The 22,030-nt window shown below is 70.0% G+C and carries 21 protein-coding genes; 10 read left to right on the top strand and 11 right to left on the bottom strand.

Annotation, left to right across the window (positions count from 1 at the left end; translation table 11 throughout):
- Window positions 1–84: 84 nt before the first annotated feature.
- The 5 genes from radC (at window position 85) to IEX13_RS10535 (ending at window position 4,839) form a co-directional block, all read left to right on the top strand.
- Complete coding sequence (gene radC / locus IEX13_RS10555) at window positions 85–759, top strand: RadC family protein (RefSeq protein WP_188663951.1); 675 nt, start codon at window positions 85–87, stop codon at window positions 757–759.
- A 69-nt stretch (window positions 760–828) separates the two neighbouring features.
- Window positions 829–1,875 (top strand): hypothetical protein, encoded by a 1,047-nt coding sequence (locus IEX13_RS10550; protein WP_188663949.1) that lies wholly within the window; start codon window positions 829–831, stop codon window positions 1,873–1,875.
- Window positions 1,876–2,067: 192 nt separating this feature from the next.
- Window positions 2,068–3,831 carry an arginine--tRNA ligase gene (gene argS / locus IEX13_RS10545; RefSeq protein ID WP_188663947.1) on the top strand — a complete coding sequence of 588 codons (1,764 nt, stop codon included), beginning with the start codon at window positions 2,068–2,070 and terminating at the stop codon, window positions 3,829–3,831.
- Window positions 3,831–4,415 (top strand): SPOR domain-containing protein, encoded by a 585-nt coding sequence (locus IEX13_RS10540; protein ID WP_188663944.1) that lies wholly within the window; start codon window positions 3,831–3,833, stop codon window positions 4,413–4,415. Before argS ends, IEX13_RS10540 begins: the two co-directional genes overlap by 1 nt.
- A gap of 25 nt (window positions 4,416–4,440) precedes the next feature.
- On the top strand, window positions 4,441–4,839 hold the full coding sequence (locus IEX13_RS10535) for a hypothetical protein (protein ID WP_188663943.1): 399 nt from the start codon (window positions 4,441–4,443) through the stop codon (window positions 4,837–4,839).
- Here IEX13_RS10535 and IEX13_RS10530 read toward each other — a convergent pair.
- On the bottom strand, window positions 4,826–5,677 hold the full coding sequence (locus IEX13_RS10530; RefSeq protein WP_188663941.1) for an NAD(P)-dependent oxidoreductase: 852 nt from the start codon (window positions 5,675–5,677) through the stop codon (window positions 4,826–4,828). The two genes, IEX13_RS10535 and IEX13_RS10530, sit on opposite strands and share 14 nt — an antisense overlap.
- Window positions 5,674–7,578 (bottom strand): arginine decarboxylase, encoded by a 1,905-nt coding sequence (speA, locus tag IEX13_RS10525; protein ID WP_188663939.1) that lies wholly within the window; start codon window positions 7,576–7,578, stop codon window positions 5,674–5,676. Before speA ends, IEX13_RS10530 begins: the two co-directional genes overlap by 4 nt.
- A gap of 110 nt (window positions 7,579–7,688) precedes the next feature.
- Between speA and speE the strand changes: the two genes are divergently transcribed.
- The gene (gene speE / locus IEX13_RS10520) at window positions 7,689–8,540 is read left to right on the top strand and encodes a polyamine aminopropyltransferase (RefSeq protein WP_188663937.1); all 852 of its coding nucleotides are present in this window, start codon (window positions 7,689–7,691) and stop codon (window positions 8,538–8,540) included.
- A gap of 81 nt (window positions 8,541–8,621) precedes the next feature.
- Here the strand turns inward: speE and IEX13_RS10515 are convergent, their stop codons facing one another.
- The 4 genes from IEX13_RS10515 to IEX13_RS10500 form a co-directional block, all read right to left on the bottom strand.
- Entirely contained in the window at window positions 8,622–9,113 is a 492-nt protein-coding gene (locus IEX13_RS10515) for a hypothetical protein (protein WP_188663935.1), read from the bottom strand.
- Between the two features lie 19 nt (window positions 9,114–9,132).
- Window positions 9,133–9,462, bottom strand: a complete 330-nt coding sequence (locus tag IEX13_RS10510; protein ID WP_188663933.1) for a LysM peptidoglycan-binding domain-containing protein — start codon at window positions 9,460–9,462, stop codon at window positions 9,133–9,135.
- Between the two features lie 81 nt (window positions 9,463–9,543).
- Window positions 9,544–9,882, bottom strand: coding sequence for a P-II family nitrogen regulator (locus IEX13_RS10505; protein ID WP_188663931.1), 339 nt, complete (start codon window positions 9,880–9,882; stop codon window positions 9,544–9,546).
- Between the two features lie 20 nt (window positions 9,883–9,902).
- Window positions 9,903–11,189, bottom strand: coding sequence for an ammonium transporter (locus IEX13_RS10500; RefSeq protein ID WP_188663929.1), 1,287 nt, complete (start codon window positions 11,187–11,189; stop codon window positions 9,903–9,905).
- A 179-nt stretch (window positions 11,190–11,368) separates the two neighbouring features.
- Here IEX13_RS10500 and ubiK point away from each other — a divergent pair, with 179 nt between their 5' ends.
- From ubiK to IEX13_RS10485, 3 genes are read left to right on the top strand one after another with little or no spacing between them, the layout of a single operon-like run.
- On the top strand, window positions 11,369–11,635 hold the full coding sequence (gene ubiK / locus IEX13_RS10495) for a ubiquinone biosynthesis accessory factor UbiK (RefSeq protein WP_188663927.1): 267 nt from the start codon (window positions 11,369–11,371) through the stop codon (window positions 11,633–11,635).
- A gap of 18 nt (window positions 11,636–11,653) precedes the next feature.
- Window positions 11,654–13,168: a YifB family Mg chelatase-like AAA ATPase gene (locus tag IEX13_RS10490; RefSeq protein ID WP_188663925.1), complete on the top strand. Its 1,515-nt coding sequence runs from the start codon at window positions 11,654–11,656 to the stop codon at window positions 13,166–13,168.
- A gap of 24 nt (window positions 13,169–13,192) precedes the next feature.
- On the top strand, window positions 13,193–13,609 hold the full coding sequence (locus IEX13_RS10485; protein ID WP_188663923.1) for a GFA family protein: 417 nt from the start codon (window positions 13,193–13,195) through the stop codon (window positions 13,607–13,609).
- Here the strand turns inward: IEX13_RS10485 and IEX13_RS10480 are convergent.
- Window positions 13,606–14,784, bottom strand: a complete 1,179-nt coding sequence (locus IEX13_RS10480; protein ID WP_188663920.1) for a putative peptide maturation dehydrogenase — start codon at window positions 14,782–14,784, stop codon at window positions 13,606–13,608. The two genes, IEX13_RS10485 and IEX13_RS10480, sit on opposite strands and share 4 nt — an antisense overlap.
- Before the next feature lie 112 nt (window positions 14,785–14,896).
- Between IEX13_RS10480 and IEX13_RS10475 the strand changes: the two genes are divergently transcribed.
- Window positions 14,897–15,184, top strand: coding sequence for an NHLP-related RiPP peptide (locus IEX13_RS10475; protein ID WP_188663918.1), 288 nt, complete (start codon window positions 14,897–14,899; stop codon window positions 15,182–15,184).
- Here the strand turns inward: IEX13_RS10475 and IEX13_RS10470 are convergent, their stop codons facing one another.
- The 4 genes from IEX13_RS10470 to aceB all read right to left on the bottom strand — a co-directional run bounded on the left by IEX13_RS10470 (window position 15,185) and on the right by aceB (window position 21,944).
- Window positions 15,185–17,809 (bottom strand): putative peptide modification system cyclase, encoded by a 2,625-nt coding sequence (locus IEX13_RS10470; protein WP_188663916.1) that lies wholly within the window; start codon window positions 17,807–17,809, stop codon window positions 15,185–15,187. It abuts the gene before it with no gap.
- 70 nt (window positions 17,810–17,879) lie between these two features.
- Complete coding sequence (locus tag IEX13_RS10465) at window positions 17,880–18,896, bottom strand: GGDEF domain-containing protein (protein ID WP_188663914.1); 1,017 nt, start codon at window positions 18,894–18,896, stop codon at window positions 17,880–17,882.
- Window positions 18,897–19,007: 111 nt separating this feature from the next.
- The gene (gene aceA / locus IEX13_RS10460; RefSeq protein WP_188663912.1) at window positions 19,008–20,312 is read right to left on the bottom strand and encodes an isocitrate lyase; all 1,305 of its coding nucleotides are present in this window, start codon (window positions 20,310–20,312) and stop codon (window positions 19,008–19,010) included.
- Between the two features lie 30 nt (window positions 20,313–20,342).
- Window positions 20,343–21,944, bottom strand: a complete 1,602-nt coding sequence (gene aceB / locus IEX13_RS10455; RefSeq protein WP_188663910.1) for a malate synthase A — start codon at window positions 21,942–21,944, stop codon at window positions 20,343–20,345.
- Window positions 21,945–22,030: the final 86 nt, after the last annotated feature.

Below are 22,030 nucleotides of genomic sequence, written 5' to 3'. Positions count from 1 at the left end.
TTACCTTGCTGAACGCGCCTAGCTTACCCGATGCGACCAGGCGTCCCGATGCCCCGGCGCGTCCCCGAGGGCCACGCTTGGGCCATGCGATTGCAGGACTGGCCCGAACCCGAACGCCCCCGCGAAAAGCTGCTCGCCCGCGGCGCCGCGGCGCTTTCCGACGCCGAAGTCCTGGCCTTGCTGCTGGGCACCGGCCAGCGCGGCGCCGACGCCGTGGCGGTGGCCCGGCGGCTGCTGGCCGGGGCCGGCGGGCTGCGCGGCCTGCTCGACCAGCCCGCGCCCACGCTGGCGCGCCTGCCCGGCCTGGGCATCGCCCGCGCCTGCCGGCTGGCGGCGGTGGTCGAACTGGGCCACCGGCACCTGGCCCAGGGCCTGGCCCGCGGCGAGGCGCTCACCGACCCGGCCAAGGCCGGCGACTACCTCACCCGCCGGCTGCGGGCCCTGCCCTACGAAGTCTTCGCCTGCCTGTTCCTGGACACGCGGCACCGGGTCATCGCCTTCGAGGAACTCTTCCGCGGCACCCTCGATGGCGCCGAGGTGCATCCGCGCGAAGTCGTGCAGCGCTGCCTGGCGCACCACGCCGCGGCCGTCATCCTGGGCCACAACCATCCCAGCGGCTGCACCGAACCCAGCGCCGCCGACCGCGCGGTCACCGCCCGCCTGCGGCAGGCCCTGGGCCTGGTGGAGGTGCGGCTGCTCGACCACTTCATCGTCGGCGACGGGCCCGCGTGCTCGATGGCCCGGCTGGGGGCCCTGTGAATCTTTCCCTGGCTGATTCGCGCCCGCGGCTACGTATACTCCGTTCAGGCAGGGGGCTCGGGAGCAAGCGTGATCCTCGGGATTTCGAATCTTTACCCTGGCGACGCCGTCGAGGCGGCGCTGCCCGACGTGGCGGCCGCCCGCCGGATGTTGTCGGCAAGCGACGCCAGCCTGGTGCCTCGACTGCAGGCCGCGGGCGAACGCGCCGCCGGCAGCGACTTCGACCCCGCCGACCTGGCCCGCCACGTCGATGCCGCCGTGCTGGGGCTGGCCCGCCTGGGCCTGCGCCACGGCCGGCTGGGCGACGACCTGCACGACTACCACTGCGAAGCCCACGTCATGGAAGTGGCCGAACGCCGCCTGGGCCACCTGATCGACGCCCTGGGCCACGGCTCGCTGCCACCGGCCGACTGGCTGGCCCTGCTGGTGTTCAGCGCCTGCCACGACCTGCGCCAGCGCGAATCCTTCCAGCCGCCCGGTCCGGTGGGCGGCAACGAAGCGGCTTCGATCGCCGAAACCTTCCGCATCCTGTCGGCCTGCGGCTTCTCGCCCGATGCCGACCGGGAAACCTACGTCACCCTCGAACTGATGATCGCCGGCAGCACCTTCGATGCCCGGCCCCTGCCCCATCCCGAGGCCGCCGAACTGGCCACGGCCGCAGGTGGCGCCCTGGCGCGCGGGCTGGGCCTGTGGCTCGACGGCGAGCGCCCGGACTGGACCTCCGACCCGGCGGCCAAGCGCGGCGAGCGCCTGGGCCGCCTGGCCGCCGACCTCGACACCGCCAACGTCGGCGAAAGTTTCGACCTGCTGGCCGACAGCGCCCTGCGCCTGTGCCGCGAGCGCGAGCGCCGGGCCGGCCGCGACCTGGACCGGGCCGGCAGCGGCCCGACCTGCCTGGGCTTCCTCAGCCGCGGCCAGCTGGCGTATTTCTTCGAACTGCACCGCTTCTCCAGCCGCGAGGGCGAACGGGTCTACGGCCCGGGCAAGGTCGCCAACGGCGCCGGCGTGCGGCGGGTGTCGGCCGGGCTGCTGCAGCGTTTCGAGGACGAACCCCCGGCCAATGGCCAGGCCGTGCTCGACGCCTTCGCCGACCTCGCCGCGGCCGAGGTCGCCTGAAAAAAAGAGGGCCGGCTTTTGGCCGACCCCTGCCCCGGAACCCGGCCCGCTGGCCAGTCCGAAATTTCTAGAGAGAGCACGTTGTCTGGCGTGCCGGCGCATTGTCGGGCCCCGGGGTGACAGCCCCATGACAGCACCCGGCCCCGGGCGCGATACAATGCCCAGTTCACCCCCGTGGAAAACAAAAACGCCGTGAAAGACCACCTTCGCGAACTCGTGGCGCAGGCCCTGCTTGATCTCAGGCGGCATGGCCGCCTGCCGCAGGACCTGCCGACCCCCGCCTTCGTGGTCGAACGCACCAAGTCGCGCGAACACGGCGACTACGCCTCGAACGTGGCGATGCTGCTGGCCAAGCCCACCGGCATGAAGCCGCGCGAGCTGGCCGACCTGCTGGTGGCCTCGCTGCCGGCCTCGCAGCACGTCGAGAAGGTGGCCATCGCCGGCCCCGGCTTCATCAATTTCACCCTGGCCCGCGGCTGCCGCCTGGGCACCATCCGCCGCGTGTTCGAGCTGGGCAAGGACTACGGCCGCGCGCCCGAAGGCAGCGGCGAGTCGGTGACGGTGGAATTCGTGTCCGCCAACCCCAACGGCCCGCTGCACGTCGGCCACGGCCGCGGCGCCGCCTACGGCGCCTCGGTGGCCAGCCTGCTCGACGCCGCCGGCCACAGGGTCCAGCGCGAGTACTACGTCAACGACGCCGGCCGGCAGATGGACATCCTGGCGGTGTCGGTGTGGCTGCGTTACCACGAGCTGGGCGGGGTCAACGTGCGCTTCCCGGACAACGGCTACAAGGGCGAATACGTCGTGGACATCGCCCGCGGCCTGCGCGCCAAGGCCGGTGACGGCCTGCGCCACAACGCCATCGAGATCACCGACGGCCTGCCGCCCGACGAAGGCCAGGGCGGCGACAAGGAAAGCCACGTCGACGGCCTGATCGCCCGCGCCAAGCAGCTGCTGGGCGAAGCCGGCTACCGCCAGGTGTTCGACGCAGGCCTGGCCTGGTGCCTGGGCGACATCCGCGAAGACCTGGCCGGCTTCGGCGTCAACCACGACAACTTCTTCTCCGAACGTTCGCTGATGACCGAGGGCTACGTCGACCGCGCCATCAAGACGCTCGACGAACAGGGCCACCTGTACGAACAGGAAGGCGCGCTGTGGTTCCGCGCCACCAGCTTCGGCGACGACAAGGACCGCGTGGTGCGCCGCGAAAACGGCGTCACCACCTATTTCGCCTCGGACCTGGGTTACCTGCTGAGCAAGTTCGAACGCGGCTTCGAACGCGCCATCTACATCTTCGGCGCCGACCACCACGGCTACGTCGCGCGCCTGAAGGCCGCGGCCCAGGGCCTGGGCCTGGACCCGTCGAAGATCGAAGTGCAGCTGGTGCAGTTCGCCATCCTCTTCCGCGGCGGCGAGCGCGTGCAGATGTCCACCCGCGCCGGCAGCTTCGTCACCCTGCGCGAGCTGCGCGAGGAAGTGGGCACCGACGCGGCGCGCTTCTTCTACGTGATGCGCGGCAACGACCAGCACCTGGACTTCGACCTGGACCTGGCCAAGAGCCGCAGCAACGAAAACCCGGTCTATTACATCCAGTACGCCCACGCCCGCGTCTGCTCGCTGTTCAACCAGCTGGCCGAGCGCCAGATGAGCTACAACCGCGGCGCCGCCGAAGCCGCGCGCCAGCGCCTGGTCGAAACCCACGAAGACGAGCTGGTGGACGAGCTTATGCGCTTCCCGGAAGTCGTTGAAGCCGCCGCCCTGGGCCGCGCGCCCCAGATCGTCGCCAACTACCTGCGTGAAGTGGCCGCCGCCTTCCACGCCTTCTACAATGCCCAGCCGATCCTGGTCGCCGACGAAGAACTGCGCAACGCCCGCCTGGGCCTGGCCAAGGCCACGCAGCAGGTGCTCGCCAACGGCCTGGCCCTGCTGGGCGTGTCCGCCCCGGAGAAGATGTAATGGCACGTCGTTCCAAGAACCAAGCCAAGCGCAACGGCGGCAAGGGCACGCCCGGCTGGGTCTGGCTGCTCGGCGGCCTGGTCGGCGGCGCGGTCATCGTGATGGTGCTGCTGATGCGCAACGGCGGCGACGTCGGCCAGCTGCTGCCCCGGCCCGACCCGCAGGCACGCGCGCCGGTCGCCACCGACGAACCCGTGGCCCAGGACGCCCCCGAACCACGCAAGCCCAAATACGACTTCTACGACGTGCTGCGCGACAAGGAAGTGGTGATCCCCGACGCCGAGCTAGATGCCCAGGCCCGGGCCGAAGCCGCGGCGCCGCCCAGCCCGGAAGCCCCGCCGGCCACCGACGGCGTGCGCTACCTGATCCAGGCCGGCGCCTTCCGATCGGCGTCCGACGCCGAAGCCCTGAAGGCGCGCATCGCGCTCACCGGCGAACTGGCCCGGGTCGAGTCGGCGCAGATCGAAGGCGGTACCATCTACCGCGTGCGCCTGGGGCCCTACCCGAACGCCGCCAGCCTGGCCGCCGCCAAGCGCGCGCTGGGCAACCATGGCATCGAGGCCCTGGCGATCAGGGCGGAATAAGGTTCAAACGCGGGGAGTACTCGCGATGGCCTGGCAAGTGCAACACCTGGCGGACGAAGACGTGGTGCAGGTCACCGCGGAAGGCCTGCACGACCGGACCATGCTGCGCGACCTCACCCGCGACGCGGTGATGGCCGGCCACCGGTTCCGCAGCGCGCGTTTCCTGGTCGACCATCGCCGCACCCGGCTGGCGCTGGGCGCGGCCGAGATCTTCGACATGCCCAGGCGCGGCGAAGACGCCGGCTTCGGCAGCGACCTGCGCATCGCGATCCTGATCGACGCCGATGGCCCGACGCGCGGCGACTTCGAGTTCTACGCCGTGCAGTGCGGCAACCTGGGCATCCACTTCATGCGGCTGTTCTTCGACCGCGGGCAGGCGATGGAATGGCTGACCGCCGACCGGGTGCCCTTCAACCGCGCTTGAGCGTGATCAGCGCCGAGGTGTCGGCGTCGCCCTGCCCCTGTTCGACCAGCCGCGCGTAGTCGGCCAGCGCCTGCGCCACCACCGGCGCCTGCACGCCGGCGTCGCGGGCCATGCCCTCGACAATGCGCAGGTCCTTGAGCAGGTGCCCGCACTTGAAGCCCGGCACGAACTGGTTGGCCAGCATCGTGGCGCCGCGCTTTTCCAGGAACCAGTTGCCGGCGGCGCCGGCCATCAGGGTCGGCAGCAGTTTTTCCGCGTCCAGGCCCAGCTTTTCGCCCAGGGCCAGGCCTTCGCACACCGCTTCGTTGATGCCGGCCACCAGCACCTGGTTCACCGCCTTGGTGGCCTGGCCGGCGCCGGTGTCGCCCATGTGGGTGATGCGTGCGGCGTAGGCCTCGAGCACGGGCCGGGCCTTGGCCAGATCCGCTTCGCTGCCGCCGGCCATCACCGACAGCTTGCCGTTGCGGGCGCCTTCGACGCCGCCGGACACCGGCGCGTCCACGAAGCCGATGCCCCGCGCCGCCAGCAGCGCCCGGGCCTGGCGCGCGGTGTCCACCGACACCGTCGAATGGTCGATCACCACGGCCCCCGCCTGCAGCACCCCGGCCAGGGCCTGCACGTTCTCCAGCACGTCGGCGTCGAGGGAAACGCAAAGCGCGACCACGTCGCAGGTCGCGAAGTCGGCGGCCGAGGCCGCGGCGGCCACGCCCAGTTCAGCGGCCAGTGCCTGCGCCTTCGCGGCCGTGCGATTGCCGACCACGGCCAGCAGGCCGCGCGAATGCAGGTGCCGCGCCATCGGCGCGCCCATGGCACCCAGGCCAATGAATCCAGCGCTCACGACTGCGCTCCGCCGGCGTTTTCCTCGTGCAGGTAGGTGTAGCCGGTGAGGCCGGTTTCCAGGTCCACCAGCAGCTTGGCGGCTTCGGCCGGGGGCAGGCCGGCGGCGTCCACCTTGGCCTTGTAGGCGCTGCGCAGTTCGTTGAGGTCGTAGCCGACGTAGTCGAGCATCACGTCGGTGGTGTCGCCCTTGCGCTGGCGCGCCACCGAATAGCCGCCGCCTTCGCCGAGCTCGACGTTGGCGGTGTCGGTGTCGCCGAACAGGTTGTGGATGTCGCCCAGGGTTTCCTGGTAGGCGCCGACCATGAAGATGCCCAGCCGGTAGCTTTCGCCTTCGCGCGGCGAGTGCAGCGCCAGCGAGCTGTCGAGCGATTCGGATTCGACGTAGCTGTCGATGCGGCCGTCGGAGTCGCAGGTGAGGTCGGCGATGACGCCGCGGCGGTCGGGCACCTCGTCCAGGCGCGCGATCGGCACGATCGGGAACACCTGGTCGATGGCCCAGACGTCGGGGATGGATTCGAACACCGAGAAGTTGACGAAGTACTTGTCCACCAGGCGTTCGTTGAGCTCGTCGAGCACGTCGCGGTGGCTGCGCTCCTGCGCCGTCAGGCGTTCGCGCACGGCGTGGGCGACGGCGTAGAACAGGTCATCGAGCCGCGCGCGGTGGCGCAGGGTGATCTGGCCCAGCGCGTACAGGGCCTGGCCCTCGGCAAGGTGATGCTGGGCTTCGTGGAACAGCTCCAGCGCCGGGCGTTCGCCCAGGGCCGCGTGGGTTTCGCGCAGGTGGCGCACCACCGACGGTTCGTCGTCGTCCGACCGCGGCACCTGGCCTTCCGGCGCGCGCTCGACTTCCGACACGTTCACCACCATCACCGCGTGGTGCGCGGTCATCGCGCGCCCGGCTTCGGTGACCATGCGCGGCGGCGTGATGCCTTCTTCGGCGCAGGCTTCGGCCAGCGGCTGCACCAGGGTGTGCGCGTACTGGTCGAGGCCGTAGTTGATCGAACAGAAACCGCGCGAACGCGTGCCTTCGTAGTCCACGCCCAGGCCGCCGCCCGAGTCCATGAAGCGAACGTTGCAGCCCAGGCGGGTGAGCTCGACGAAATAACGCACCGCTTCGCGCATGCCGTTGGCGATGTCGCGCACGTTGGAGATCTGGCTGCCCATGTGGAAGTGCAGCAGCTGCAGGGTGTCGAGCATGTCAGCGGCCTTGAGGCGTTCGACCAGGTCGAGCACCTGGCGCGGCGAGAGGCCGAACTTGGCCTTGTCGCCGCCGCTGTTCTGCCACTTGCCGGCGCCCAGCGAGGCCAGGCGCAGGCGCACGCCCAGGCCCGGCTTCACGCCCAGGGCCTTGGATTCTTCGATGACCATCGCCAGTTCGCTGGGCTTTTCGATGACGATGAAGGTTTCCAGGCCCAGCTTGCGGCCGACCAGGGCCAGGCGGATGAACTCGCGGTCCTTGTAGCCATTGCAGATGACCAGGCTGCCGGGCCGGGCCAGGCCCAGCACGGCCATCAGCTCGGGCTTGGAGCCGGCCTCGAGGCCAAAGCCTTCACCACCGGCGGCGGCCAGCTCGCCGGCAACGCCGCGGTGCTGGTTCACCTTGATCGGGTACACGGCGGTGTAGCCGCCCTGGTAGTCCAGTTCCTTCATGGCCCGGCCGAAGGCGGCCTGCAGCTTGCCCAGGCGGTCGCCCAGGATGTCGGAAAACCGCAGCAGCAGCGGCAGCTTCAGGCCGGCGCCGGTGGCCTTGGCCACGACCTCGGGCAGGGCCAGCTCGGGGCCGCCGGCGCCGCGCGGGCGCACGACCATGCGACCCTGGGCGTCCACGTCGAAGTAGCCTTCGCTCCAGTAGGGAATGGAGTAGGTGTGGCGGGCGCGGTCGAGGGACCAGGCGGGCATGGGCGCGGATTCCGGGGAAAAGGTGGGGCGTAGTGTACCGCCCGGGGGTCGTGGGTTCATGCGCGGGCGGTACAATGCGCCCCCACGTTCAGCTACCCCCGGATACCGCGATGACCACGACTTGGTTGCATGAAAACTTCGAGCACACCGGCTCGGCCTTCGGCCTGCGGATGAAGCGCAAGCTCGAGGAAGTGCAGTCGCCGTTCCAGAAGATCGAGATGTACGAAAGCACCGACTGGGGCAACGTCATGCTGATCGACGGCGCGATGATGGTGACCACGCGCGACAATTTTTTCTACCACGAGATGATGGCGCACGCGCCGCTGTTCACCCACGCCGACCCGAAGGACGTGGTGATCATCGGCGGCGGCGACTGCGGCACCCTGCGCGAAGTGCTGCGCCACCCGGGCGTGCGCACGGCGGTGCAGTGCGACATCGACGAGCAGGTGACGCGCATGGCCGAGAAGTATTTCCCGGAGCTGTGCGAGTCCAACAACGACCCGCGCGCGACGGTTATGTTCGACGACGGCATCGCCTACATGAAGAACGCCAAGCCGGAATCGATCGACGTGATCATCGTCGATTCCACCGACCCGGTCGGCCCGGCCGAAGGCCTGTTCAACCAGGCCTTCTACGAAACCTGCCTGAAGGCCCTGCGCCCGGGCGGCCTGCTGGTGCAGCAGAGCGAGTCGCCGCTGGCGCTGATGCAGCTGATCCTGGACATGCGCAAGGCGATGACCGACGCCGGCTTCACCACCTTCCGCACCCTGCCCTTCCCGCAGCCGTGTTACCCGACCGGCTGGTGGAGCTGCACGATCGCCTCGAAAGAAGCCCGCGACCTCACCGCCTTCCGCGACGCCGACGCCGCTGCCAAGCCCTTCGACACCCAGTACTACACCGCCGCCATCCACCGCGGCGCGCTGTCGATGCCGCCGATGATGCAAAAGGCCCTGGGCGACTGACGCACGCCGCCCGGGCGTGGCCCAACGAAAAGGCCGGCGTCTTCTCGACGCCGGCCTTTTTTTGTTCGCGCTACCCGGCGCTTACTGCGCGGCAACCACCGTGAACTCCCGGGTTTCGACCTTGCGGCCGTCCAGGGAGACTTCCAGGGTGTAGCGGCCGACCGGCCAGCCGTCGGGCTTGCTGATCCGGAAGTTGGTGGTGCCGGGGCCGGCGAAGCTGAAGGCATTGCTTTCTTCGTTCACCACCTGGCCGTCCTGGTACAGCCACTTGGCCGACAGGCTGCCGGCCACGGCCGCGACGGGGTCGCTGGTGTTGGTGCTGACCGAGGCCGTGATGGCCTGGTTCGGGGTGAAGCGCGACTGGCTTTCGATCACGCGGCCATCGGCATCCACGTCGGTGCCCAGGGTGACGCCGGTGACCGACACCGTGGCGGCGACGGGCGCTGGCGCCGGGGCCGGGGCCGGCTGGGTCACGACCGGCGGCGGCGTCGCTTCGTCTTTCTTGCAGCCGGCCAGGGCCAGCGTCGCGGCCAGCGCAAGGCCAAGCGCCGGGGTCAGTGGGGTGGATTTCATGGGGTTCTCCAAAGGGGGGTCACTCGTGGCCGCTGGCAAGCGGCGGGATCTTCAGGATCTGGCCTGGATGGATCAGGTCGGGGTTGTCGAGCTTGTCGCGATTGGCTTCGAAGAGGATCGGCCAGGAGCCGGCCTTGCCGTAGTAGTGCTTCGCGATGCCGGACAGCGTGTCGCCGCGGACCACGGTGTGCGTGCGCACGCCCTGGCTGCCGCCGCCACCGCCTTCGATGGCCTGTTCGGAAGAGCGGACGCCGGAATCGACGTTGCCGAAGTCGGCCCGCGGGGCCTCGCTGCCGGTGACCCGGGACTGGACGCTGGAGAAATCGGGCTTTTTCGGGGGGTTGGTCATCGGTGTCTCCCGGACTGGGGTGTCCGGGAGCCACACTAGGCCCTAAGCGGCCGATGAAGCTGAATCGTTTGCTGCGCCGGCTTACAGGGCGTCGCCGTCCAGTTCGCCGGTGCGGATGCGCAGCACCTTGTCGAGGTCGTAGACGAAGATCTTGCCGTCGCCGACCTTGCCGGTGTTGGCCGCCGCCTGGATGGCTTCGACCACGCGGTCGGCCTGGTCGTCGGTGACGGCGACCTCGAGCTTGATCTTGGGCAGGAAGTCGACCACGTATTCGGCGCCCCGGTAGAGTTCGGTGTGGCCCTTCTGGCGGCCGAAGCCCTTGACCTCGGTGACCGTGACACCCGAGACGCCGACGTCGCTCAGGGACTCGCGCACGTCGTCGAGCTTGAAGGGTTTGATGATGGCCATGACCATTTTCATCGAAGCATCTCCCGGGGGGTTCAAAGGTTGTAACCGCGTTCGTTGTGCAGGGCGAGGTCCAGGCCCTCGGCTTCCTGGTCCTCGTCCACCCGCAGCCGGATGACCAGGCCAACCAGCTTCAGAAGGACGTAGGTGACGACCGTAGTGTAGGCGATGGTGAAGCCCACGCCCTTGGCCTGCACCCAGACCTGGGCCGGGATGTCGGTGACTTCCCCGAATCCGCCCAGGGCCGGCGCCGCGAACACCCCGGTAAGCAGCGCCCCGACGATGCCGCCGACCGCGTGCACGCCGAACACGTCCAGCGAGTCGTCGTAGCCCAGCCGGCGCTTGAGCGTGGTGGCGCAGAAGAAGCACACGATGCTGGCGCTGAAACCGATGACCAATGCCCCGACCGGCCCAGCCGTGCCCGCCGCCGGGGTAATGGCCACCAGCCCCGCCACCACGCCCGAGGCGATGCCCAGGGCGCTGGGCTTGCCGTGGGTAAGCCATTCCACCGTCATCCAGCCCAGGGCCGCCGCCGCCGTGGCCACCTGGGTGACCAGCATGGCCATGCCGGCGGTTTCATCGGCGGCCACCGCCGAGCCGGCGTTGAAGCCGAACCAGCCCACCCACAGCATGGCCGCGCCGACCAGGGTGTAGCCCAGGTTGTGCGGCGCCATCGCCGCGCCCGGGTAGCCGTGTCGCTTGCCCAGCACCAGGGCCGCCACCAGGCCGGCCACGCCGGCATTGATGTGCACCACGGTGCCGCCGGCGAAGTCGAGCACGCCCCAGTCCCACATCAGGCCGCCGTCGCCGGCCCAGACCATGTGCGCCATTGGCGCATAGACCAGGGCGAACCACAGCGCCATGAACACCAGCATCGCCGAAAAGCGCATGCGCTCGGCGAAGGCGCCGACGATCAGGGCCGGGGTGATGATGGCGAAGGTCATCTGGAAGGTGATGAACACGCTTTCCGGGAAGGCCCCGACCACGCTGTCCTTGCCCAAGTTGCGCAGGAAGGTGTTGTCGAAGCCGCCGACGAAGGACGCCAGGTTCACCGTGCCGGCCTGCATGCCGGTGGTGTCGAAGGCCAGGCTGTAGCCAAACACCACCCACAGCACCGAAATCAGCCCGGTGATGGCGAAACACTGCATCAGCACCGACAGGATGTTCTTCGAGCGCACCATGCCGGCGTAGAACAGGGCCAGGCCGGGGATGACCATGAACAGCACCAGGGCCGTGGCGGTGAGCATCCAGGCGGTGTCGCCCGAATCAATGGGCGGCGGGGCGGGGCTGGCGAGCGCCAGCAACGGCAACAGGGGAACCATGGGCAGGGCCTCCGGGGACGTGGGAAGGGGGTTCGGACGCGAACACCTGAACCTTGCCCGCCACGCGGCGATTGAATGCTCGGCCCGGGCGTGGAATTCTTGTGGGCCCCGTGGGGAATCCCCGACAGACGCCGGCGCCGGCAAGGCGCATCGTGGCCCCACCCCACCGGAGCAAACCCATGATCGACCTCAAGAACATCGACGACCTGGCCCGCAAGCTGAGCGAGCTGGTGCCCCCGGGCCTGAAGGACGCACGCGCCGACCTGGAGCAGAACTTCAAGGCCACCCTGCAGTCGGGCCTGAACCGGCTGGACCTGGTGACCCGCGAGGAGTTCGACGTGCAGCGCGCCGTACTTCTGCGGACGCGCGAGAAGCTGGAAGCGCTGGAGCGCAAGCTGGCCGAACTCGAGGCCCGCGGCGGCGCGCCCGACGGCACCGCGCACTAAACCCCGCCTACCCCTGCAATGAACCTGGCGCTGGCGCACAGCCGCGCCCGGGTCGGCGTGCTTGCGCCCGCGGTACGGGTCGAGGCGCACCTGGGTGGTGGTCTGCCAAACTTCACGTTGGTGGGGATGCCGGCCACCGCGGTGCGCGAAAGCCGTGAACGCGTGCGTTCGGCGATCGGCAACGCCCAGTTCGAATTCCCGCAGCGACGCATCACCGTCAACTTGGCGCCGGCGGATTTGCCCAAGGAAGGCGGGCGCTACGACCTGGCCATCGCGCTTGGCCTGCTGGCGGCCAGCGGCCAGGTGCCGGTGCAGACACTGGGCGAGGTCGAACTGCTGGGCGAGTTGGCGCTTACCGGCGAGCTGAAGCCGGTGGACGGTGTGCTTCCTGCCGCCTTGGCCGCAGCGCGCGAAGGCCGGCCGCTGGTGGTGCCCGCCGGCAATGGTGCCGAAGCTGCACTGGCCAGCGGCGGTCGCGCCTACGTCGCACGCACGCTTCTGGAGGTTTGCGCTCATCTGCGCGGCGAGGCGATGCTGCCGCTGGCCAGCGCCGGCGACCTGCCGCTTGCGATGGCGCGTTACCCCGACCTCGCCGACGTGCGCGGGCAAGGCGCCGCGCGGCGGGCACTGGAAGTTGCTGCCGCTGGTGCCCACGCGCTGCTGCTCATTGGCCCGCCCGGCTGCGGCAAGACGCTGCTGGCCTCGCGCCTGCCGGGTCTACTGCCCGACCCTGACGAAACCGAAGCGCTGGAAACCGCCGCCATCCATTCCGTGAGTGGCCAGGGCCTGGACCTGTCCCGTTGGCGGCAGCGTCCGTATCGAAGTCCACATCATCTGGCGAGTGCCGTGGCACTGGTCGGCGGCGGCAGCAACCCACGCCCGGGTGAAGTATCGCTGGCCCACAACGGCGTGCTGTTCCTGGATGAGCTGGCCGAATGGTCCAGGCAGGCCCTGGAAACCCTGCGCCAGCCGATGGAGTCGGGCCGGGTCATCGTGTCGCGGGCCGCGAGGCAAAGCGAATTTCCCGCCAGCTTCCAGCTGGTTGCAGCAATGAACCCGTGCCCCTGCGCTTGGGCCGGCGACCCCAGCGGCCGCTGTGGCTGCAGCGCCGAGTCGGTGGCGCGCTACCGGGCCAAACTTTCCGGCCCACTGCTCGACCGCATCGACCTGCAGCTGGCCGTACCGCGTTTGCCGCCCTCGCAGCTGCGTCCGGACCAGCCGCCCGGCGAATCCACCGCCGTCGTGCGTGCGCGGGTGTTGGCCGCACGCGCCCGGCAGCTTGAACGCGCGGGTGTGCCCAACGCCCGCCTCGACCAGACCAGCACCGACCGGGACTGCGTACTGCGCCCGCATGACCGCCGCTTGCTGGAACGCGCCATCGACCAGCTGCAGCTTTCCGCCCGCGCCCTGCACCGCATCCAGCGCGTGGCGCGGACGCTTGCGGACCTGGGAGGCGAAGACGCCATTCGCACCGAACACGTCGCCGAAGCCATCGGCTACCGCCTGCTTGATCGCGCCGGCCCGCCAGCCTGAGCTAGCATCGACGCAGGAGGACCCATGGACACTGTTCCGAACACCGCTTCCGGTCGCTGCCTCTGCGGCGACCTGCGCTTCGACGCCCAACTGCCCTCGAAATGGATGGCCCACTGCCACTGCAGCCTGTGCCAGCGCGCCCACGGCGCCGGCGTGGTCACCTGGGTCGGCTTCGCCTCCGAGAAGGTGGCGATCTCTGACCCGCAGGCCCGGCTCACCTGGTACGAATCCAGCCCCGACGCCGAACGCGGCTTCTGTTCGCGCTGCGGCAGCACGCTCTTCTTCCGATCCGAAAAGTGGGCCGGCGAACTGCACATCGTGCGCAGCAACTTCGACACGCCACTCGACCGCGAACCGCAGGTGCACGTCTATTACGACACCCACGCCGCCTGGCTGCCGACGGCGGACGACGGGCTGCCGCGCAAGCCGGCGCCGGGTTAGGCCTCGCGGCCCAGATCCACCGGGTCGAACTGGTCCAGCTCCATCGTGCGCATTTCCGCCGCGCGCGGTCCGAAACCCACCAGCGCAATCGCCGCCTCGCGCAGCGGCCTTAGCCGCAGGGCCTCGTCCACGGCGCGGTCGTTGATGGCGGCGGTGACGAAGCAGCCCAGCCCGCGTTCGGTGGCCGACAGGTACATGGTCTGCGACAGATGCCCCACGTCCAGGTGCACCACCCGCCAGGCCTTGGCGTGGCGGCGGTATTTCCAGAACAGGCGGTCGAAGCGCGCCGTCATCACCACCATCACCGGCACGTCCTCGAACCAATCCTGGCCGGCGACGAAGCGGTGGGCCAGCGCGGCGGCCTCGTCGGGCGACAGCGCCGCCAGCGGTTCCAGCGCGTGCCGCATGGAAAGGTAGTGGTAAAGGCCGGGCGCCAGGCCCTCGACCCGCCGCACCAGCACGTAGGCTTCCACCGCGTGCAGGCCACCGCCGGCCGGGCTGGTCTTTTTCACCGCCACGGCGCCCGGCGCCAGGGTGCGCGTGCCCAGCGCGCCCCAGACGCGGCGCAGCATCGCGGAAAAGTCGTCTTGCGCCAGCGTGGCGCCGGCGTCGAAGTTGCGGCAAGTGCGGCGGCGCTGCAGCAGCGCGTCGAAATGATTGGGTTCGGCCAGCGGCAGCGCCACCGGCGTGGCCTCGGGCGCGCGGCGGTAGTCCGGTTCGGGCGCGGCGCCGAAGGCGTCCACCATCTGCTGGCTGCTCAGCATCAGGCCCTGTTCGCCGCGGGCCTGGATGTCCAGGTCGCGCCAGCCGCCGTGGGCCTGGGCCATCAGCGCCGGGGTCCACCAGGCGATGTCGCGGGTGGCCTGGTCGCGGTCGCGCCAGCCGGCGTGTTCGTCGGCGTCGGAAATCAGCAGGCCCAGCGCCAGCAGCGCCTGCACGGCGGCCTCGCCGTGGCTTGCATGCAAGGCCGCGGCGTCGGTCCAGTCGAGTGGCACGGCCTGCAGCACTGCCAGCTGGTCCAGCGTCACGGGCACCGGTTCGTCCAGGTGCGCGGCGTAGGCCAGCCAGCGCGGCGTCCGGTCCATGCCGTCGCCGCCGGTCAGCAGGGTGTCGAAGGCGAAGCGCGGCGCCTGGTCGAGTTCCACGAACAGGTGCTGGCAGCGGCGCAGTGGCATCGGCGGTTCCGGCTTCGGGCGGGGGCGACAGTATGCGACACTGCCGCCGCGCCCCGGGGAGCGGGGTGCACACCATTTCCGACGCATTTGCGTCACGCCAGGGGGAACCACGATGTCCAACACGCTTTCCGACGAAACCGCCGCCAAGCTGCTCGACAAGCTCGCCACCGACGACGACTTCCGCGCCCTGTTCCAGAAGGACCCGCGCCAGGCCCTGGCCCAGGTGGGCCACGCCCCCGCCGCCGATGCGTCGGTGAAGGAAGGCCTGTGGTCCTGCCTGTCGGTGTCGAAGCTGGCCGACAAGAAGGACATCGCCGCCAGCCGCGACACGCTGCGCAAGCAGCTGGCCACGGAACAGGCCGGCGCCCACCCGATCACGCTGGAAAACCCGCAGCGCTGATCAGTCGGCGCCGAAGCGGCGCCGCACCACGTCCATGTCCGCATGCCCGGGCCAGGCCGACGCAAACTCGGCCTGGCGCGTCGCCGCCAGTTCCTTGCGGCCCAGCTGCGTGGCCAGGCGCGCCGCCGAGGCCAGGGCCAGGTTGGACTCGATGATGTTCACCGGCTGCAGCAGGTGCAGGCTGTTGAATTCGACGTAGGCCAGGCCCCGGTGGCCGCGCAGCCATTCGGCCTGCGCCAGCGCCCCCGCCGGGTCGCCGGACGCTTCCAGGGCGCGCATGCGCAGGGCATGGGCCAGGTACAGCTCTTCCCCGGTGGCATTGCGGCTGGCCAGGACGTCCAGCGCCTGGTCCGCGTCGCCGGCCTGCAGGGCCAGCTCGGCCCGCAGGACCCGCGCCATGTCGGCATTGGCCGGGAATCCCTTGATCTCGGGGTAGGGGTCGACGATGTCCAGGGCCTCATGCGCCAGCTCGACCTGGCCCTGGCGGGCGGCCATCCAGCCGGCCGCCAGCACGTGGAACACCAGGTGGCGGCGGTCGAAGCGGCTGGCGTCGGGCAGCAGGGCCGCCTGTGAACGCAGGTAGGCCGCGACGTCGGCGCCGAAGGCGGGGTCGGGCGAATAGCTGCGCAATCCCAGCAGCGACCCCTCGGCTACCCAGCCATTGAGATCGGAAACGGCGGCGGCGTCGCGCGCCTGCCGCGTGGCCTCGTCCAGCGCCGCCTGCCAGTGGCCCTGGTCCAGCGGGAAGCTGACCAGCGGCAGCAGCTGCTCGAAGCTCACGTTGGCCGCGTCGGTGTCCGTGGCCAGGCCCAGCACGCGCCGCGCGTCGTCGTAGCGCCTGAGGCTGGCGTACGCCTCGGCATGCGCCCGCCGTTCGCCGCTGACGCCCAGGGATTCGGCCCGCTCGAACGCGGTCACCGCCGCCTTCGGCTCGCCGACGGCCAGGTGCAGGATGCCCTGCAGGTAGGCCGCGCTTGCCCGCGCCGGGTTTTGCCCGTTCACGGCCGGGGCCAGCTGCTCGAGGCTCTCGCGGTAGCGTTGGCCGCCGGTCCAGCCGAAGTAGGCGTAGTTGTAGTAGGCGCGGTATTCGTCCGGATACATCGCCGACAGCACGCGCAGCCGGCGCAGCGTGGGGTCCGGCCCTTCGGGCACGCGCGCCGCGGCGTCCAGGAACAGGGCTTCGCGCTCGCTCAGGTTGCTGCGGTATTTCTGCGCCAGGCCCAGGTAGTGCTCCAGGCCCTTGCCGTCGTTGTACGAATAGCGCAGGAAGGCCATGCGCAGGTAGGCCATGGAAAACTCGGGGTCGCGGCGCACGGCTTCTTCGAAAAGGTCCCAGGCCTCCTCCAGCCGGCTTTCGTAGCGCGCCTTCACGCCCAGCGAAAAGGCCTTCAGGGCCACCAGGTCGCCAGTGCTCGCCTCCTCCAGCGGCTTGCCGGTGGCCTCGATCGACGCCACCGATTCGCCCAGGCTTGCGCGCGTTCCGGCCAGCGCGATGTCCATCGCGGGCAGCACGCCTTCCCTGCCCTTGCCTTCGCCGAAATTGCTCAGCACGGTGTTGCCACTGGTGGGCTCGATCAGTTCCAGGCTTACGCGCACCCGGCCGCCGACTTCGGCGACCGTGGGCAGGATCACGGCTTTCGCGCCTTCGCGCAGCGCCAGTTCGACGGCCAGCTGCCGGTCTACCGGTTGGCCGGTGCGCTGCATGCGCTGCAGGGCGCGATCGACCTGGAGCTCCGATACCAGGTTCACGTGGCGGGACTGTTCCAGGCCGATGCGCAGGGCCACGTCCAGGGAGTCGTCGAACAGGTCTTCGCCGGTCTGGTTCTGCACGTCGGCCACCACCACCCAGTCGCGTTCGGCGAAGGCGATGGCGGGTTCGCTGCGGAAGGTGGACCACAGCAGGCCGGCGCCCAGGGCCAGCAGCAGCAGGGCTTCGGCGGCGATGACCGGCGGCCGTCGCCACAGCGGCAGCTCGCGCCAGGCCTTGTCGCCCGACTCGGGCGCGCGCAGCGGCGCGATGCCGGGCTCGCCGACTTCGTGCACCAGCATCGGCGCCGGCACGCCCTTGAAGCGGTAGCGGCCGTGCACCAGCCAGCGCAGCCGGCCGGCGCGTTCGCCCAGTTCGCCGGCGGCGCGGTGCGACAGGTTCTGGGCCATGCCCGACATCAGCACCTGGCCGGGCATGGCCAGGCCCATCAGGCGGGCGGCCACCGGCTTGGCCAGGCCTTCGACCTCGATGGGCTTGGCGCCGGCCTGCACGTCGCGCGGGTGGTTGGCCCAGGTCATCACGTCGCCCACGTGGATGCCGGTGCGGGCGCGCAGCGGAATGCCTTCGGCCTTGCCCAGCTCGTGCAGGCCGCGCTGGTAGCGCAGGGCGAAGTCCAGGGCCTGGATGGGCCGCTCGAACAGGGCCAGCACGCCGTCGGCCTTGTCCACCAGCTGGCCGTGGCAAAGCTTCATGGCCTGCAGCAGCAGCTGGTCGTGGCGCTGCATCAGCGCGGCGGTGCGGGCGTCCCCCAGGCGTTCGACCAGGGCCGTGGACCCGACGATGTCGCACACCAGCACCGCGCGCAGCATCGGCCGCACGGCAGGCGCGTCGGGGCGACTCGGGTGGCGGGGGTCCATGGCGTGCATTGTGTTGCCGGCAGGCGTCCTACCGGAGTGAACGCAGGGGTCGCGGCACGCCGGACAAGACTTATTCGTCCAGGCGCCAGGCGTCGCCGCCCTGGCGCTTGGCGGCGTACAGGGCCCGGTCGGCTTCGCTGTACCAGGCGGCCCAGCCGCCCGGGTCGGCGCAGAAGGCGCCGCCCACGCTCACGCTCAGGCGCGACTCGCCCAGGCTGGGCAGGCGCAGGCTGCGCACGGCCGCCAGCAGGCCCAGGGCCCGGTTGGCCAGCTCGCCCCGGTCGGCCACGCGCAGCACCAGGGCGAATTCGTCGCCGCCCAGGCGGCAGGGCAGCTCCAGCGGCCCGGCCATGCGCCGCACTTCCTCGGCGATCGCGCGCAGGGCGGCGTCGCCGGCCAGGTGGCCGCTGCGGTCGTTGATTTGCTTGAAGTGGTCGATGTCCACCAGCAGCAGGGCCAGGCGGTGGCCCGCCAGGGGCTGGTGGCCCAGTTCATCCAGGTACCGGTACAGGCCGCGGCGGTTGGCCAGGCCGGTCAGGTCGTCGCTGCGCACCAGCTGCTGGGCGACGGTGAGCTCGCTGCGGGTCTGGCGCAGGGTGTCGAGCGTCTGCAGCAGGTCTTCGTTGCGCCGGCGCAGGCTCTGCACCAGCTGGTGTTCGCCGGCCACCAGGTAGGCGAAGCTGCGGCGCATGAAGCGGGCCACGTGCGCCGGTTCCTGGTCGATCAAGGCCTGGAAGGCGTCCTGGGTGATTTCGTAAAGCACGCCCGGGGTTTCGGCCACGGCGCGGGCGAAACGCTGGTGGCGGCCGATGAAGACCGCCAGTTCGCCGAAATACTGGCCCGGCCCGAGCAGCTTGTCGGCCAGGCCGTCGTCGAAGCACAGGCGGACTTCGCCGGTGTCGACCAGGAACATGCTCTGTGCGTCTTCGCCGCGTTTGAACAGCTCCTCGCCCGGCAGCACCGCCCGGCTGACGCCGACAGAAGCCAGCACCCGGAACTCGTCGGGTGACAGCTGCGATGGCAGTCGGGCGTCCGCGTCGCTGCCGTCTGCGGCGGCGACGTGGACCGGGTAATCGGTTGGATTCACTGGGAAACTCGACCCTCGGTTACAGCCGAGTGTAACCGGGACCGGGCCGGGAATATGCGACGTGCATCAAATCGGGCCGGCCCCCTCCCCCGACGGGGCCGGCCCCCAGGATCAGGCGGCGTCCGCCTGTCGCTCCCCCTGGAACTGTTCTTCTTCGGTCGAACCCTTCAGCGCCGTGGTCGAGCTTTGCCCGCCCTGGATGGCCTGGGTGACCGAATCGAAGTAGCCGGTGCCCACTTCGCGCTGGTGCTTGACCGCGGTGAAGCCCTTGTCGGCGGCGGCGAACTCCTTCTCCTGCAGTTCGACGAAGGCGGTCATCTGGTTGCGCGCATAACCATGCGCCAGTTCGAACATGCCGTAGTTGAGCGCGTGGAAGCCGGCCAGGGTGATGAACTGGAACTTGTAGCCCATGGCGCCCAGTTCCTTCTGGAACCTGGCAATCGTGGCGTCGTCGAGGTTCTTCTTCCAGTTGAAGCTCGGCGAGCAGTTGTAGGCCAGCAGCTTGCCCGGGAACTTCGCATGGATGGCCTCGGCGAACTTGCGCGCGAACTCGAGGTCGGGCTTGCCGGTTTCGCACCACACCAGGTCGGCATAGGGCGCGTAGGCCAGGCCGCGGCTGATCGCCTGGTCGATGCCGTTGCGGGTCTTGTAGAAGCCTTCCGGGGTGCGCTCACCGGTGCAGAACGGCTTGTCGTTGGGGTCGATGTCGCTGGTCAGCAGGTCGGCGGCTTCGGCGTCGGTGCGCGCGACCAGCAGGGTCGGCACGTTCATCACGTCGGCGGCCAGGCGCGCGGCGATCAGCTTCTGCACGGCTTCCTGGGTCGGCACCAGCACCTTGCCGCCCATGTGGCCGCACTTCTTCACCGAAGCCAGCTGGTCTTCGAAGTGCACGCCGGCGGCGCCGGCCTCAATCATCGCCTTCATCAGTTCAAAGGCGTTGAGCACGCCGCCGAAACCGGCTTCGGCGTCGGCCACGATCGGCTGCAGGAAATCGATGTCGTCCTTGCCTTCGGCGTGGTGCAGCTGGTCGGCGCGCAGCAGCGCGTTGTTGATGCGCTTGACCACCAGCGGCACCGAGTTGGCCGGGTACAGGGACTGGTCGGGGTACATCTCGCCGGCGACGTTGGCGTCGGCCGCAACCTGCCAGCCGCTGAGGTAAATGGCCTTCAGGCCGGCCTTGACCTGCTGCATGGCCTGGTTGCCGGTCAGCGCGCCCAGCGCGTTGACGAAGGGCTCGCTGCCCAGCGACTTCCACAGCTTTTCCGCGCCCAGGCGGGCCAGGGAGTGTTCGATGGCCACGGTGCCGCGCAGGCGAACCACCTCTTCGGCGCTGTAGCCGCGCTCGATGCCGGACCAGCGGGCGTCGTTGGCCCAGGTCTGCTTGAGTTGCGCGGCGGTGGGGAGGGTGGTGGTCATGGCGGTGGGTCCTTGTCGTGGGGGTGTGGATTAAAGGCGTTCGTAGGCGGGCAGGGTCAGGAACTCGACCAGCTCGTCGGCGTGGGTCAGCTCGTCGAGCAGCGCGATGGCCTCGTTGATCTTCGAGCCGCCCGGCAGCTTCATGCGGTCGGCCAGCTTCGAGGGCAGCGCCAGCAGCGCGCGGTCGAACAGCGAGAAGTCCACCGGCGTGCCGTCGTCGAGGTGCAGGTGTTTGTTGTGCAGCCACTGCCACAGTTGGGCGCGGCCGATTTCGGCGGTGGCGGCGTCTTCCATCAGCCAGTGGATGGGCACGCAGCCGTTGCCGTCGAGCCAGGCGGCCAGGTAGCGCACGCAGACCTCGACGTTGTTGTCGAAGCCCTTGCGGGTGATGGTGCCGATGCTGGGGCGGATGAGCGCGTCGCGCGTCACCTGCACGTCCTCGCGGCGGGTGGCGTGCTGGTTCGGGCCGGGCATGCCGGCGTCGAAAATCTCGCGCGCCACCTTGATCAGGGCCGGGTGCGCCACCCAGGTGCCGTCGTGGCCGGCGTCCACTTCGCGCTGCTTGTCGGCGCGCACGCGGGCGATGGCTTCTTCGTTGGCGATCGGGTCGCCGGCGATCGGGATCTGCGCGGCCATGCCGCCCATGGCGTGGGCGCCGCGGCGGTGGCAGGTCTGCACCAGCAGTTCGGAATAGGCCTTCAGGAAGGGCTGGGTCATGCCGACCTGGCCGCGTTCGGGCAGCACGCGGTCGCGGTGCCGGCGGAAGACCTTGAGGTAGCTGAAGATGTAGTCCCAGCGGCCGCAGTTCAGGCCGACGATGCGGCTGCGCAGCGCGTGCAGGATTTCGTGCATCTCGAAGGCCGCGGGCAGGGTTTCGATCAACACCGTCACTTTCATGCAGCCGGCCGGCAGGCGCAGGCGCGCCTCGATCCAGGCCAGCACGTCTTCCCACAGCGCCGCTTCTTCCATGCACTCGAGCTTGGGCAGGTAGAAGTACGGGCCGCGGTCGCGGGCCTGCAGCACGGTGGCGTTGAGGAAGGCGTACAGGCCCAGGTCGAACAGGCTGGCCGACAGGCGTTCGCCGTCCACCAGCACGTTCTTTTCGTCCAGGTGCCAGCCGCGCGGGCGCACGATCAGGGTGGTGGTGGAGGTCGGGTCGAGCACGTAGTGCTTGCTGCCGTCCGGCGCCATCCAGTCCAGGGTGCCGGCGGTGGCCTTGCGCAGGGCGCGCTGGCCGACCAGCAGGTTTTCCCAGGTGGGGCTGGTGGAGTCCTCGAAATCGGCCATGTAGCAGCTGGCGCCGGAGTTCAGGGCGTTGATGACCATCTTGGGTTCGACCGGCCCGGTGATCTCCACCCGGCGGTCGGTCAGCGCCGCCGGGATCGGGGCCACGGTCCAGTCGCCTTCGCGGATGGCGCGGGTGTCTTCGCGGAAGTCGGGCAGTTCGCCGGCGTCGAAGCGGGCCTGGCGCGCGCGGCGGGCCGCGAGGCGTTCCTGCCGCCGGGCTTCGAAGGTGCGGTGCAGTTCGACCAGGAACTCCAGGGCGGCCGGGCCGAGCAGGTCTTCCTGGCCCGCCAGGCGCGGGCCGGCCAGGACCAGGGGGGAAAGGGTGCGTGCCGCGTCGCCTGCCATGGGAACTCTCCGGGTTCGAATCTGGACTCGACCCTAGGCCCGGGGGCTGGACTTTGACAAAACAAATGTTTTGATACTTGGTATAA

The organism is Arenimonas soli, assembly GCF_014643775.1.
Classification (GTDB): Bacteria; Pseudomonadota; Gammaproteobacteria; order Xanthomonadales; family Xanthomonadaceae; genus Arenimonas; species Arenimonas soli.
Note: the sequence above shows the minus strand (reverse complement) of the source record. Positions and strands in the feature narration are given on the sequence as shown.